Annotated in this window: 13 protein-coding genes; 9 read left to right on the top strand and 4 right to left on the bottom strand. The window is 72.0% G+C overall.

Annotation, left to right across the window (positions count from 1 at the left end):
• Nucleotides 1-158 precede the first annotated feature (158 nt).
• The 4 genes from L7D48_RS17425 to L7D48_RS17410 all read left to right on the top strand — a co-directional run bounded on the left by L7D48_RS17425 (nucleotide 159) and on the right by L7D48_RS17410 (nucleotide 5,192).
• A complete protein-coding gene (locus L7D48_RS17425; protein ID WP_237880372.1) occupies nucleotides 159-2,747 on the top strand; it encodes an FHA domain-containing protein in 2,589 nt (862 codons plus the stop codon).
• Nucleotides 2,748-2,969: 222 nt separating this feature from the next.
• Nucleotides 2,970-4,109, top strand: a complete 1,140-nt coding sequence (locus L7D48_RS17420; protein WP_237880371.1) for a GAF domain-containing sensor histidine kinase — start codon at nucleotides 2,970-2,972, stop codon at nucleotides 4,107-4,109.
• Nucleotides 4,102-4,755 (top strand): response regulator transcription factor, encoded by a 654-nt coding sequence (locus L7D48_RS17415; RefSeq protein WP_308312299.1) that lies wholly within the window; start codon nucleotides 4,102-4,104, stop codon nucleotides 4,753-4,755. Before L7D48_RS17420 ends, L7D48_RS17415 begins: the two co-directional genes overlap by 8 nt.
• Nucleotides 4,756-4,985: 230 nt before the next feature.
• Nucleotides 4,986-5,192: a chaplin gene (locus L7D48_RS17410; RefSeq protein WP_237880373.1), complete on the top strand. Its 207-nt coding sequence runs from the start codon at nucleotides 4,986-4,988 to the stop codon at nucleotides 5,190-5,192.
• Between the two features lie 93 nt (nucleotides 5,193-5,285).
• Here L7D48_RS17410 and L7D48_RS17405 read toward each other — a convergent pair whose 3' ends face one another.
• Nucleotides 5,286-6,068, bottom strand: coding sequence for a hypothetical protein (locus L7D48_RS17405; RefSeq protein WP_237880370.1), 783 nt, complete (start codon nucleotides 6,066-6,068; stop codon nucleotides 5,286-5,288).
• Nucleotides 6,069-6,176: 108 nt separating this feature from the next.
• On the opposite strand from L7D48_RS17405, the gene L7D48_RS17400 reads away from it, so the two are divergent.
• From L7D48_RS17400 to L7D48_RS17385, 4 genes are all read left to right on the top strand, one after another.
• Entirely contained in the window at nucleotides 6,177-6,968 is a 792-nt protein-coding gene (locus L7D48_RS17400) for an ABC transporter ATP-binding protein (RefSeq protein ID WP_237880369.1), read from the top strand.
• A gap of 21 nt (nucleotides 6,969-6,989) precedes the next feature.
• Nucleotides 6,990-7,412 carry an NfeD family protein gene (locus L7D48_RS17395; protein WP_237880368.1) on the top strand — a complete coding sequence of 141 codons (423 nt, stop codon included), beginning with the start codon at nucleotides 6,990-6,992 and terminating at the stop codon, nucleotides 7,410-7,412.
• 106 nt (nucleotides 7,413-7,518) lie between these two features.
• Nucleotides 7,519-8,490, top strand: a complete 972-nt coding sequence (locus L7D48_RS17390; protein ID WP_237880367.1) for an SPFH domain-containing protein — start codon at nucleotides 7,519-7,521, stop codon at nucleotides 8,488-8,490.
• Nucleotides 8,491-8,590: 100 nt separating this feature from the next.
• The gene (locus L7D48_RS17385) at nucleotides 8,591-9,358 is read left to right on the top strand and encodes a sulfite exporter TauE/SafE family protein (protein WP_237880366.1); all 768 of its coding nucleotides are present in this window, start codon (nucleotides 8,591-8,593) and stop codon (nucleotides 9,356-9,358) included.
• Between the two features lie 64 nt (nucleotides 9,359-9,422).
• On the opposite strand, the gene L7D48_RS17380 is transcribed toward L7D48_RS17385, so the two are convergent.
• The 3 genes from L7D48_RS17380 to L7D48_RS17370 all read right to left on the bottom strand — a co-directional run bounded on the left by L7D48_RS17380 (nucleotide 9,423) and on the right by L7D48_RS17370 (nucleotide 11,738).
• A complete protein-coding gene (locus L7D48_RS17380; protein WP_237880365.1) occupies nucleotides 9,423-9,932 on the bottom strand; it encodes an HNH endonuclease in 510 nt (169 codons plus the stop codon).
• 353 nt (nucleotides 9,933-10,285) lie between these two features.
• Nucleotides 10,286-10,825: a YbhB/YbcL family Raf kinase inhibitor-like protein gene (locus tag L7D48_RS17375; protein ID WP_237880364.1), complete on the bottom strand. Its 540-nt coding sequence runs from the start codon at nucleotides 10,823-10,825 to the stop codon at nucleotides 10,286-10,288.
• 130 nt (nucleotides 10,826-10,955) lie between these two features.
• The gene (locus L7D48_RS17370) at nucleotides 10,956-11,738 is read right to left on the bottom strand and encodes a sporulation protein (protein ID WP_237880363.1); all 783 of its coding nucleotides are present in this window, start codon (nucleotides 11,736-11,738) and stop codon (nucleotides 10,956-10,958) included.
• Nucleotides 11,739-11,871: 133 nt separating this feature from the next.
• Here L7D48_RS17370 and L7D48_RS17365 point away from each other — a divergent pair, with 133 nt between their 5' ends.
• Nucleotides 11,872-12,543 carry a DNA-3-methyladenine glycosylase gene (locus L7D48_RS17365; RefSeq protein ID WP_237880362.1) on the top strand — a complete coding sequence of 224 codons (672 nt, stop codon included), beginning with the start codon at nucleotides 11,872-11,874 and terminating at the stop codon, nucleotides 12,541-12,543.
• Nucleotides 12,544-12,971: the final 428 nt, after the last annotated feature.

Here is a 12,971-nt window from a genome sequence, read left to right as displayed (position 1 = left end):
TCCCGCCCCTCCCGGCGGACGGGGGCGGACCGTAGCGGTTCGGCAACCATCCGGCGGGGGCGACTTCATGTCCTGCCGCGGGGCCTGGAATAGTTCCCCCACGATCGTTCACCATCCCTAGCCCCCTCGACACAGGGGGTAGCTCGGGGGACAACTTTGTGGGGCATGGAGTGCCGGAACTCGTACTGGAACTGAACGGACGGACCTGGGCGCTCGACCCGTCCAGGTCCTACACCCTCGGACGCGATCCGCAGGGCGACCTCGTGGTCGACGACGCCAGGGTCTCCTGGCGTCACGCCACACTGCGCTGGGGCGGCGGGAGCTGGCTCCTCGAGGACCACGGCAGCACCAACGGCACGTACGCGCAGGGACAGCGCGTCCAGCAGACGGAGGTCGGCGCGGGCTCGGTGGTGCACCTCGGCAACGCCACCGACGGCCCCCGGCTGGCCTTCTCCGGTCAGCCCGCGGCGGCTCCCGCGGCGACTCCCGCGCAGGCGGCGCCCGTCGCGCAGCCGGTCGCACAGCCGCAGGGCGGCCCCGGTTGGGGCCACCAGCCGCAGGCCCAGGCCCCGCACCAGCAGGCCCCGCACCAGCAGACGCCGCAGCACGTACAGCAGCCGGTGCCGCAGCAGTACGCGCCGCGGCCTCCCCAGGGCGCGGTCCCCCCGCACGGCGGCGCCCCGCGGCAGGCGGGCGCCCCGCTCCACGGAGACCACCGCAACCCGACCACGTTCCACCAGCTCTCGACGGGCCGGGTGATGCGGATCGGCCGCGCGCTGGAGAACGAACTGGTCGTCTCCGACCTCCAGGTCTCCCGCCACCACGCGGAGTTCCGCTCCGCCCCCGGTGGCCGCTTCGAGATCCGCGACCTCGGCAGCCACAACGGCACGTACGTCAACGGCCAGCCGCTGCCCAAGTCGGGCACGGCGCTCCTCGGCCCGGACGACATCGTCGGCGTCGGCCACTCGACCTTCCGGGTGGTGGGCGACCGGCTCGAGGAGTTCGTCGACACCGGCGAGGTCTCCTTCTCCGCCCGTCATCTGACCGTCAAGGTCGACGGCGGCAAGGTGATCCTCGACAACGTCACCTTCGGCGTGCCCGAGAAGTCCCTGGTGGCCGTCATCGGCCCGTCCGGATCCGGCAAGTCCACCCTGCTGCGCGCCCTGACCGGCTACCGCCCGGCCGACGTCGGCGAGGTCCTCTACGACAACCGGAACCTCTACAAGCAGTTCGCCGAGCTGCGCCAGCGCATCGGCCTGGTTCCGCAGGACGACATCCTCCACAAGGAGCTGACCGTCCGCACCGCCCTGCGCTACGCCGCCAAGCTGCGCTTCCCCGGCGACGTCGCCGAGGCCGAGCGCAACGCGCGGATCGAGGAGGTGCTGGCCGAGCTCAAGCTCGACATCCACGCCGGAAAGAAGATCACCTCCCTCTCCGGCGGCCAGCGCAAGCGCGTCTCGGTCGCCCTGGAACTGCTCACCAAGCCGTCGCTGATCTTCCTGGACGAACCGACCTCCGGCCTGGACCCGGGCATGGACCGCGACGTGATGAAGCTGCTGCGGGAGCTGGCCGACGACGGCCGCACCGTGCTGGTGGTCACCCACTCCGTCGCCGAGCTCGCGCTGTGCGACCGCGTCCTGGTGATGGCTCCCGGCGGCGGTGTGGCCTACTTCGGCCCGCCCGAGGAGGCCCTGAACTTCTTCGGCTACGAGAGCTGGGCGGACGTCTTCTCGGCCTTCGAGAACTACCGCGACTACGACTGGATCGGCCGCTGGCAGGGCTCGCAGCACTACCGGCTCTACGCCGCCGACCTCGACACCGCCGCCCCGCAGCAGGCGCACCCCCAGCATCCCCAGTACGCGCAGTACGCGGCGCCGCCCGCGCCGGCGTCCCGGCCGCCCAAGCCGCAGAGCTGGGGATCCCAGCTGTGGACCCTCACCCGGCGCTACATGTCGGTCATCGCCTCCGACAAGGGCTTCCTCGCCCTGATGGTCATCCTGCCCGTGATCCTGGGCGTGGTCAGCACGGTGATCCCCACCGACCACGGCCTCACGCGCAACCCCGAGGGCTTCAACCAGCACGCGGGCACCATCCTGCTGATCCTCGCGGTCGGCATGTGCCTGTCGGGCGCGGCCAACTCGGTGCGCGAGCTGGTCAAGGAACGGGTCATCTACGAACGCGAACGGGCCACCGGCCTGTCCAGGTCCGCCTACCTGATGTCCAAGGTGATCGTCCTGGGGATGATCACCGCCTTCCAGGGCGTGATCATCTGCGCCATCGGCTTCTCGGTGCGCGAACTGCCCGAAGAGGGCCTGATCATGCCCACGGCCGTCGAGCTGTGCGTGGGGATCATCGCCTTCGGTCTCACCTCCATGATGGTCGGCCTGGTGATCTCCTCGCTGGTGAAGACATCCGAGATGACCATGCCGCTGCTGGTGGGCTTCGCGATCATCCAGCTGGTCTTCACCGGCGTGCTCTTCCAGGTCTTCGACGCGCCCGGCATCGAGCAGGTCGCCTGGCTGATGCCCTCGCGCTGGGCGGTCGCGGCCACCGGGGCCACCGTCGACCTGTCGCGCACCATGGCCCCCTGGGACCGCGACAACCCCACCAACCTCGACCCGCTGTGGGAGCACAGCACGGGGGTGTGGGTGATGGACATGCTGATCCTGCTCGCCATCGGCGTCGCCTGCGGCTTCGCGGTGGCCCGTCTGCTGCGCCGCCACGAACCGGAGGTCATGCGCAAGTGAACGTGTGCCGCGCGGTCGCGCGGCACACGTGACGCCCCGCCCCGCCGGATCCTTCCGGCGGGGCGGGGGCCGTTCGGGAGGGGAAGCTCGCCGAGCCGCCGAGCCGCCGAGCCGCCGGGCACCGGACGGCGGCGCTTCCGCCGCCGGTCCTACGACCACCGCCCGGGCCCTCCCGGGCGGCGGGCCGATCCGCCCCGCGAACCCCGCCGGTACCGTGACCGCATGCTCCCGAGAACCGGGCTGGCGGCCGTCAGCGCCGCCCTGCTCGCCATGAACCGCCGCCTGGAGGTCCGCGAGGTCCTGCAGACGATCACGACCTCCGCACGCGAGCTGCTGGACGCCGAGTACGCCGCCCTCGGCGTCCCCGACGACCACGGCGGCTTCGCGCAGTTCGTGGTGGCCGGGGTCAGCGACGACCGCTGGCGGGCGATCGGGCCGTTGCCCCGCCAGCACGGCATCCTCGCCGCCATGCTGCGCGACGCCTCCCCGCAGAGGCTCGCCGACGTCCGCCGGGATCCGCGCTTCGAGGGCTGGCCCGACGCCCACCCGGAGCTGGCCGACTTCATCGGCATGCCGGTCGCCGACGGCGAGGAGGTGCTCGGAGCGCTCTTCCTCGCCAACAAGCGGTGCGAACGCCCCGGGGGAGGCTGCGGCTTCACCGGGGAGGACGAGGAGCTGCTGCGCCTGCTCGCCGAGCACGCCGCCATCGCGCTGACCAACGCCCGGCTCTACGAGCGCAGCCGCGAGCTGACCATCGCCGGGGAGCGCGCCCGCATCGCCCACGAACTGCACGACGCGGTCTCCCAGAAGCTGTTCTCCCTGCGCCTGACCGCCCAGGCCGCCACCGCCCTGGTCGGCCGCGACCCGGACCGCGCCAGGGAGGAGCTGCGCAGGGTCGCCGGGCTGGCGGCCGAGGCCGCCGACGAGCTGCGGGCCGCCGTCGTCGAGCTGCGTCCCGCCGCTCTGGAGGAGGACGGACTGGTCGCCGCCCTGCGCAGCCAGGTGCAGGTCCTGGACCGGGCGCACAGCGCCCGTGTCGACTTCGGCGCGGAGGGCGTGCGGGCGCTGCCCGCCGCCCAGGAGGAGGCGCTGTTGAGAGTCGCGCAGGAGGCCCTGCACAACGCTCTGCGGCACTCCGGCGCCCGGCGCGTCACCGTCCTCCTCGCCCGCCGCGGCGCCGGTGCCGTGCTGCGGGTGGCCGACGACGGACGCGGCTTCGACCCCTCGGCGGTCCGCCGCGCGGGCCGCCGCCTGGGCCTGGTGTCGATGCGCGACCGGGCGGACGGGGTCGGCGGCACGCTGAGGGTGGAATCGGAGCCCGGCGGGGGCACGGTGATCGAGATGGAGGTGCCCGGTGGCTGAAGCGGCCGGCGAGGTGATCAGAGTCCTGCTGGTGGACGACCACCAGGTCGTGCGCCGGGGACTGCGTACGTTCCTGGAGGTCCAGGGCGACATCGAGGTGGTCGGCGAGGCCGCCGACGGGGCGGAGGGCGTGGCCCGCGCCGAGGAGCTGCGGCCCGACGTCGTCCTGATGGACCTCAGGATGCCCGGCTCGGACGGCGTCGAGGCACTGCGCAAGCTGCGTGAACTGGGCAATCCCGCCCGGGTGCTGGTCGTCACCAGCTTCACCGAGCAGCGCACCGTCGTCCCCGCCCTGCGCGCGGGTGCCGTCGGCTACGTCTACAAGGACATCGACCCCGACGCGCTGGCCGGGGCCATCCGCTCGGTGCACGCCGGGCACGTCCTGCTGCAGCCGGAGGTCGCCCGGGCCCTGCTCAGCCAGGAGGGGGCCGACGGCGGACCGGGCAGGGGCACCTCCCTGACCGAGCGGGAGCGCGAGGTGCTCGCGCTGATAGCCGACGGGCGCTCCAACCGGGAGATCGCGCGCCGTCTGGTGCTGTCGGAGAAGACCGTCAAGACGCACGTGTCCAACATCCTGATGAAGCTGGACCTCGCCGACCGCACCCAGGCCGCGCTGTGGGCCGTCCGGCACGGGATGGCCGACTGACGGGCGGGCGCCTCGTCCTCGTCCCGGCCCTTCCGGCCCTTCCGGCCCGGCGCCCCCACCCCCTCCGACGGAAATCCATGCCTAAATTCATACGAACGTGTGTATGTCACCGGTATGGCGTATCGCAACAGGCTCCGGCCCGTTCTCCAGTGCGTGCCGCGGCGACCGGCCGCGGCGAACGCAAGGAGGATCGAGAAGTGAAGAACCTCAAGAGGATCACCGCCGTCGCGATGGTGGCCGGCGGGCTCGTCGCCACCGGTGCGGGCGCGGCCTCGGCCAGCTCGGGCGCGCAGGGCGCGGCCGCCCACTCGCCCGGCGTCGGCTCGGGCAACGTGATCCAGGTGCCCGTCCACGTGCCGGTCAACGTCTGCGGCAACACCGTCAACGTCATCGGCCTGCTGAACCCGGCCTTCGGCAACGCCTGCGCCAACGCCTGAGCACGCGCACGGGCAGGCGCGGCGGGCGGTTCCGCCCGCGCCCGCCCCGCACCGCCGGCCTCCCGGGCCCGACCGGGAGGCCGGCTCCCGCGTTCAGCCCCGCTCGCGCTCCTCCACATACGCGTTGTACGCGGCCACCACCGCCCGCCTGGCCGTACGCTCCACCGGCCGCAGAGCCTCGCCCCGCGCCGCCATCGCCCCCGCGCTCACCGCGCCGCCGTACTCCGGCCCGCCCGCGATCTCCACCAGCGCGCCCACCCGCTGCGCCAGCTCCAGAACGCGTACCGCGCGCGGCGGATAGCCCGGCGCGAGCAGAGTACGTCCCGCCTCCGCCCGCGCCCGGTACGCCTCCAGCGCCGCCGCGGCCACCGGACCGGAACCGGCCACGTCCAGCCGCGTCAGCACCTCGGTCGCCTCGCGCAGCGCCTCGGCCAGCTCCCGTTCGGCCTCCCCGAGGGACGGCACGTCCGCGGGCGGGGCCTCGCGCACCGGAAGGCAGTGCCACACCACCTCGGTGTGCACATCGCCCCGCGGGCCCGCCTCACGCACCAGCGGCACCAGCCCCAGCGGCGCACCCGTCCCGACCACGGCCTCGCCGGCGTCCAGAGCACGGGCGTTGAACCCGGGCGGTCCGCTCAGCCCCAGCGGATGCCCCGGCGCGGGCAGTGCCAGCCGCAGACCCGTCACCCCCGAGGCGCGCAGCCGGCCGAGCGCGAGGGTGAGACCCACCTCACCGGGTTCGCCCGGCAGGCCCGCCACGCGGTGCACCGTGTCGTCGCCCACGATGCGCGAAGCGGCGTCGTCGGGCGACACCACTCCGGCGAACAGGGCATTTCCCCAGGCGGCCAGCCGCCCGGAACGAGGTTCTTCGAGCATGCCCCCAGCCTAAGGACAGCCGCGCGGAAGAGGTGGCGTAGGTTTTCCCTGGGGACTGTGCCCACAGGCACAGGCGACAGCCGCGACTGCAATGGGAGACAACGCGCCATGAGCGATGTACTGGAGCTGGTGGACGTATCCGTGGTCCGCGAGGGTCGGGCTCTGGTGGAGGACGTCTCCTGGTCGGTGAAGGAGGGGGAGCGCTGGGTCATCCTCGGCCCCAACGGCGCCGGCAAGACCACCCTGCTCAACGTCGCCTCCAGCTACCTGTTCCCGACCTCCGGCACCGCCACCGTCCTGGGAGAGAAGCTCGGCGCCGTCGACGTCTTCGAACTGCGCCCGCGCATCGGCATGGCCAGCAGCGCGCTCGCCGAGAAGCTCCCGCGCGACCAGACGGTGCTGCAGACCGTCCTCACCGCCGCCTACGGCATGACCGCCGGCTGGCGCGAGAACTACGACGAGGTCGACGAGCAGCGCGCCCTGGCCTTCCTCGACCGCCTCGGGATGAACGAGTACCTCGAGCGGAGGTTCGGCACCCTCTCCGAGGGAGAGCGCAAGCGCACCCAGATCGCCCGCGCGATGATGTCCGACCCCGAGCTGCTGCTCCTGGACGAACCGGCCGCCGGACTCGACCTCGGCGGCCGCGAGGACCTGGTGCGCCGGCTCGGACGGCTCGCCCGCGACCCGTACGCCCCCTCGATGATCATGGTGACCCACCACGTCGAGGAGATCCCCCCGGGCTTCACCCACGTCCTGATGATCCGCCAGGGCAAGGTGCTCACCGCCGGGCCGGTCGAGACGGAGCTGACCTCCGCCAACCTCTCGCGCTGCTTCGGCCTCCCCCTGGTCGTGGAGTACAACGGCGGCCGCTGGACCGCGCAGGGTCTCCCGCTCGGCTGACCCGGGCCCTACCATGGCGGTGTGGACGCATGGGTGTGGTGGCTGATCGCCGCCGTAGGACTCGGAATCCCGCTCGTACTCACAGCCATGCCGGAGTTCGGCATGTTCGCGGTGGGCGCCGTCGCGGCCGCGGCCGTCGCGGCGCTCGGCGGGGGGCTGGCGGCCCAGGTGGTCGTCTTCGTGGTGGTCTCCACCGCGCTGGTCCTCGTCGTCCGCCCCGTCGCCAGACGCATGCAGACGCAGCGTCCCGAACACCGCAGCGGCGTCGACGCGCTGACGGGGCGCCAGGCCGTCGTGCTGGAGCGGGTCGACGGCTCCGGGGGACGCGTCAAGCTCGCCGGCGAGGTCTGGTCCGCGCGCGCCCTCGACACGAGCGCGTCCTACGAGCCCGGCGACCAGGTGGACGTGGTGGAGATCGACGGGGCGACCGCCGTCGTGATGTGATGGCGGGTAACCGCACGGTCACAACCGCCGGCGACGCCGACGGCGCAGTCAGCCGCGCTGGTCAGCCCGGTCAGCGTGAAATCCTAGGAACGCAGGGGGAGCCACGATGGACGCCATCATCATCGTGCTGATCATCCTGGTGGTGCTGGTCTTCATCGCACTCATCAAGACGATCCAGGTCATTCCACAGGCCAGCGCCGCGATCGTGGAGCGCTTCGGCCGCTACACCCGCACACTGAACGCCGGCCTCAACATCGTCGTCCCGTTCATCGACACCATCCGCAACCGCGTCGACCTCCGCGAACAGGTCGTCCCCTTCCCGCCCCAGCCGGTGATCACCCAGGACAACCTGGTCGTGAACATCGACACGGTCATCTACTACCAGGTCACCGACGCGCGGGCCGCGACGTACGAGGTCGCCAGCTACATCCAGGCCATCGAACAGCTCACCGTCACCACCCTGCGCAACATCATCGGCGGCATGGACCTGGAGCGCACCCTCACCTCCCGCGAGGAGATCAACGCGGCACTGCGCGGCGTCCTGGACGAGGCCACCGGCAAGTGGGGCATCCGCGTCAACCGCGTCGAGCTCAAGGCGATCGAGCCGCCGACCTCCATCCAGGACTCGATGGAGAAGCAGATGCGCGCCGACCGCGACAAGCGCGCCGCGATCCTCCAGGCCGAGGGCGTGCGCCAGTCGCAGATCCTCACCGCCGAGGGCGAGAAGCAGTCCTCCATCCTGCGAGCCGAGGGCGAGGCCAAGGCCGCCGCACTGCGGGCCGAGGGCGAGGCCCAGGCGATCCGCACGGTCTTCGAGTCCATCCACGCCGGTGACCCGGACCAGAAGCTGCTGTCCTACCAGTACCTCCAGATGCTCCCCAAGATCGCCGAAGGCGACGCCAACAAGCTGTGGATCGTGCCCAGCGAGATCGGGGACGCGCTCAAGGGGCTCGGCGGCGCACTGGGCAACTTCGGCCCCGGAACCGGCCCCGCGGCCCCCTCCGGCGGCTCCTCCGGCGACGGCGGCGCTGGCCGCTCCGGCCTGACCAAGCGCCGGGAACAGCCGCCGATCGACTGACGACACCCCGCGCGTCCCGCACCGCACCCGGATACACCGCGACCACGCCCCTCGGGCATGATCGGTGCACCAGACACCGATCGGCTGAGGGGCGTTGCGCGTGGACATCTGGGAGGCGCTGGCGGTCTTCGCCGCCGGCATAGGAGCGGGCACGATCAACACGATCGTCGGCTCGGGAACCCTGATCACCTTCCCCGTACTGCTCGCGGTCGGGCTCCCGCCCGTCACCGCGAACGTCTCCAACACACTGGGCCTGGTGCCCGGCTCCATCAGCGGAGCCATCGGCTACCGCCGGGAACTGCGCGGACAGCGCGACCGCGTACTGCGCCTGAGCGCCGCGGCCCTGGTCGGAGCGGTGACCGGGGCCGCACTGCTGATCACACTGCCCTCCGCGGCGTTCGACATGATCGTCCCGGTCCTCATCGCGCTGGCCCTGGTGCTCGTCGTCGCCCAGCCGCGCCTGGCCCGCGCGATCCGGCGCCGCCGCGAGCGCGACGGCGGGGCCGCCCACCCCCACGGCGGCCCCGCACTCCTCGGCGGCATGGCCCTGGCCAGCATGTACGGCGGCTACTTCGGCGCGGCCCAGGGCGTCATCTACCTCGCGCTGATGGGCCTGCTCATCAACGACGACCTCCAGCGGATCAACGCCGTCAAGAACATCCTCGGCGCGATCGTCAACGGCTCGGCCGCGGTCTTCTTCCTCTTCGTCGCCGACTTCGACTGGACCGCCGTCCTGCTCATCGCGGTCGGCTCGGCGGTCGGCGGGCAACTCGGCGCCCGGCTGGGACGCGGACTGCCGCCGACCGTCCTGCGCGCGGTCATCGTGGTCGTCGGCGCGGCGGCGATCGTCCAGCTCGTACTGAACTGACCCGGACCGACCGGACCGACCCCGACCGGGCCGGCCACCGCGCTCGGCGGCCCCACCGGGAGCCTCAGGCGGAGGCGGGCAGCGTCAGCCACTCCGGCAGCGTCTCACCGTCCCGCAGCCCCAGCGCGAGGACGAGCGCGTCCGCCGGCGTCGGCTCGAACGGCTGCGTCAGCAGCCGCATGCCCGCCTGAGCGGGCGTGCGGTCGGCCTTGCGGTGGTTGTCCTCCGCACACGCCGCGACCGTGTTCAGCCAGGTGTCGCCGCCCCCGCGCGAACGCGGCACGACATGGTCCACCGTGGTCGCCCGGCGCCCGCAGTAGGCGCACCTGTGCCGGTCCCGTACGAGCACACCGCGCCGCGACCAGGCCGCCCGTTGTCGGAACGGAACCCGTACGTATCTGCGGAGTCTGATCACCTGCGGCACCGGGAGGTCCACCCGCGCCGCCCGTACGCGCAGTCCGGGGTGCGACTGCTCCACCACGGCCTTGTCCTGCATCACCAGCACCACCGCACGCCGCAGCGACACCGTCGACAGCGGCTCGAAACCGGCATTGAGCACCAGCGTCTCGCGCATCTCATCCACCTCCGGCACCCGCCCCCGCGGCGGGGTGGGACCACTGTGCCGCTGCCCAACCGGGTGGACAACGCAATTTCCGCACGGTGTACGGGAGATGGGAGCGCGGCGACACCCGGATGACGCGAATGCCGGGAAACAGGGCGGAAGCCCCGGGAGCGGGAGCGGGAGCGGGCAAGAGGGGCAGCCGACGCGGCCACCCGTCCCCCGACGGGCTCCGGCGGACGGCGGGCGTGAGCGCGCCCCGCCGCCCCCGCCGCTGCGGTGCCGACTGCCCGGCCACCACTGTGCGATCCGGAGACGACGGGGCGCAAAGGCTTTTCCCGTCCGCGGAACGGTCCTCGGTCCGGCCCTCAGTCCTCGGCGGGCACCTCGTACTCACCGATCAGCTGTGCGCGGGCCAGCGTGTGGAACCGCAGGTTGAAGCCGACCACGGCCGGCGACGCGTCCGCGTCCACGCCCAGCTTCTCGGTGTCCACGGCGTAGACCGTGAACACGTAGCGGTGCGGACCGTCCCCGGGCGGCGGCGCGGCCCCGCCGAAGTCACGGGTTCCGTAGTCGTTGCGGACGTGCACCGCCTCGGCGGGCATCCCCTTCATCGCGCCCGTGCCGGCACCCGCGGGCAGCTCCGTCACGGTCGCCGGGATGTCGAACACCGACCAGTGCCAGAAACCGCTGCCGGTCGGCGCGTCGGGGTCGTAGCAGGTGACGGCGAAGCTCCTGGTCCCCTCCGGAAAGCCCTCCCAGCGCAGGTGCGGAGAGGTGTTGCCCTCGGCGTGGACCTGATCGGGCTTCAGCCGGGCGCCCTCCAGGACGTCGTCGCTCACGACCGTGAACGACGGCACCGGGGGGTGGAAGTCGTGGGGGAGCGGGCGCCGCTTCTGCTCGGTCACGTGGGAAAACCTCCTCGGTAGCGCGACATCGCTGCACCGGCCAGCCTAACGATCCCGGTCCTGCGGACGGCGCAGGGCGCGGCCCGGTACCGCACCGGACCGCGCCCTGCGCGAAGAACGCCCGAGCCCGTCAGAACCAGTTCCGCCTGCCGCCGACCTCGGCCAGCCACTGGTTGAGATAGGCGGCCCAGTCGGTCTGCTGAAAGTCCGACAGACCCACGGTGAAGGAGCGGTAGGTGTCGCTGCCCTCGCTGAACAGACCGGCCTTCTTGTCCATCTCCAGCACGACGTCCATCCCGTGCTCGTCCGCGACGAAGCTCAGCTCGACCTGACTCAGCCCCCGGTACTGCTGCGGGGCCAGGAACTCGATCTCCTGGTAGAAGGGCAGCTTCTGCCGGGTGCCGCGGATGTGCCCCTGCTCCATGTCCGCGCTCTTGAACCGGAACCCCAGGGCCCCGAAGGCGTCCAGGATCGCCTGCTGGGCGGGGAGCGGGTGGACGTTCACCGGGTCGAGGTCACCGGAGTCCACCGCCTTGGCGATCGCCAGTTCCGTCGTCACCCCGATGTTCATCCCGGTCAGATGGCGGCCCATGAACATGGTGACCGGGGTCTCCCACGGAACCTCCAGCCCGAAGGGCACCGTGTGCACCGCGCCCGGCTGGAGTTCGAAGGCGCCGCCGAGCTGCATGCGGTGGAACTCGACGTTCCTGGTGTGCTCCTCCTCCCCGCTCTCCACCTCGACGCGGGCCTGGAGACCGACCGACAGCCCCTGGATCTCCTGGGCGACCGATCCGCCCTGGATCCGCACCTCCCCCTGGACGACGCCGCCCGGAACCACGTTCGGCTCGGTCAGCACCGTCTCCACCGACGCGCCGCCGATGCCCACACTCGCGAACAGCTTCTTGAAGCCCATGTTCTTCCTCCCCCAGGCCCTGGCCTGTGTGTCGTGCCGATCCTTTTGAACGCCCGAAGTCTGCCGGACGGTTCCGCCGACCAGGGCCGCCGTCCGCAGTTGTTACCCGATGGCTGCACTACGCTCGGCAGGCGTGAGCGCCGACCACGACCGTAAGCCCCTGCCCCGCGCCTTCTTCGACCGGCCTGTTCTGGAGGTCGCTCCGGACCTCCTCGGCCGTGTCCTGGTCCGCATGACCGACGACGGCCCGATCGAGGTCCGGCTGACCGAGGTCGAGGCGTACGCGGGCCGCATCGACCCGGGGTCGCACGCCTACCGGGGCCGCACCGAGCGCAACGCCGTGATGTTCGGCCCTCCCGGCCACGCGTACGTCTACTTCACCTACGGCATGTGGCACTGCCTGAACCTGGTCTGCGACGAGGAGGGCACCGCCAGCGGCGTGCTGCTGCGCGCCGGCGAGGTGCTGACCGGCCACGAGCACGCGCGGCGGCGGCGGCCGAAGGCGCGCGGTGACAACGAGCTGGCCAAGGGCCCCGCCCGCCTGGCCACCGCTCTGGGCGTGGACCGCGTGCTCAACGGCACCGATGTCTGCGGCAGTGACGAGGACGCCCCGCTCCGTGTCCTCGCGGGTGCGCCGGCTTCCCCCGGTCGCGTACGGAACGGTCCCCGCACCGGAGTGGGAGGCGAGGGAGCACTCCACCCGTGGCGCTACTGGATCGCCGACGACCCCTCGGTCAGCCCGTACCGGGCGCATCAGCCACGTCGCCGCCGGACGCGGCTTGACGCTGGTCCGACCGAGGTCTAATGTAGACCGAGCCGCTGGAACGGGACGAGATCCACGGCGACCGGACAGGTCGCGTGAGAGAGGCCCGGAGCGGACACCACCAGATACGGACTCCCCGATTCGGGGGTCGTTTCCGTTGCGCTCAAACGTACGGAAAACCGATCCGAATGGCTCGATTATGAGTCGCCGGAGAGATCCGCTAAGGTAGTGAACACACCGAAGGGAAGCGCCCGGAGGGGCCCCGGAAGGGGTGCCGAAGGAAGCGTCCGTTCCTTGAGAACTCAACAGCGTGCCAAAAGTCAACGCCAGATATGTTGATACCCCGTTCCCAGGCCGTCGCGGCCGGGGGATGAGGTTCCTTTGAAACACACACAGCGAGGACGCTGCGCACCGCGGGAATCATTCCTTCCCGCCGGTGCCGCTCTGCGCGGATGTGACCACCGGGGCGA

The sequence above is a fragment of the Streptomyces sp. ICN903 genome (assembly GCF_022015835.1).
Taxonomy (GTDB): domain Bacteria; phylum Actinomycetota; class Actinomycetes; order Streptomycetales; family Streptomycetaceae; genus Streptomyces; species Streptomyces fenghuangensis.
Note: the sequence above shows the minus strand (reverse complement) of the source record. Positions and strands in the feature narration are given on the sequence as shown.

Excerpts from the sequence above, each read along its gene's own strand:
- L7D48_RS17420 (WP_237880371.1), top strand. The coding sequence starts at position 2,970 with ATGCTCCCGAGAACCGGGCTGGCGGCCGTCAGCGCCGCCCTGCTCGCC.
- L7D48_RS17400 (WP_237880369.1), top strand. The coding sequence starts at position 6,177 with ATGAGCGATGTACTGGAGCTGGTGGACGTATCCGTGGTCCGCGAGGGT.
- L7D48_RS17410 (WP_237880373.1), top strand. The coding sequence starts at position 4,986 with ATGGTGGCCGGCGGGCTCGTCGCCACCGGTGCGGGCGCGGCCTCGGCC.
- L7D48_RS17370 (WP_237880363.1), bottom strand. The coding sequence starts at position 11,738 with ATGGGCTTCAAGAAGCTGTTCGCGAGTGTGGGCATCGGCGGCGCGTCG.
- L7D48_RS17390 (WP_237880367.1), top strand. The coding sequence starts at position 7,519 with ATGGACGCCATCATCATCGTGCTGATCATCCTGGTGGTGCTGGTCTTC.
- L7D48_RS17405 (WP_237880370.1), bottom strand. The coding sequence starts at position 6,068 with ATGCTCGAAGAACCTCGTTCCGGGCGGCTGGCCGCCTGGGGAAATGCC.
- L7D48_RS17380 (WP_237880365.1), bottom strand. The coding sequence starts at position 9,932 with ATGCGCGAGACGCTGGTGCTCAATGCCGGTTTCGAGCCGCTGTCGACG.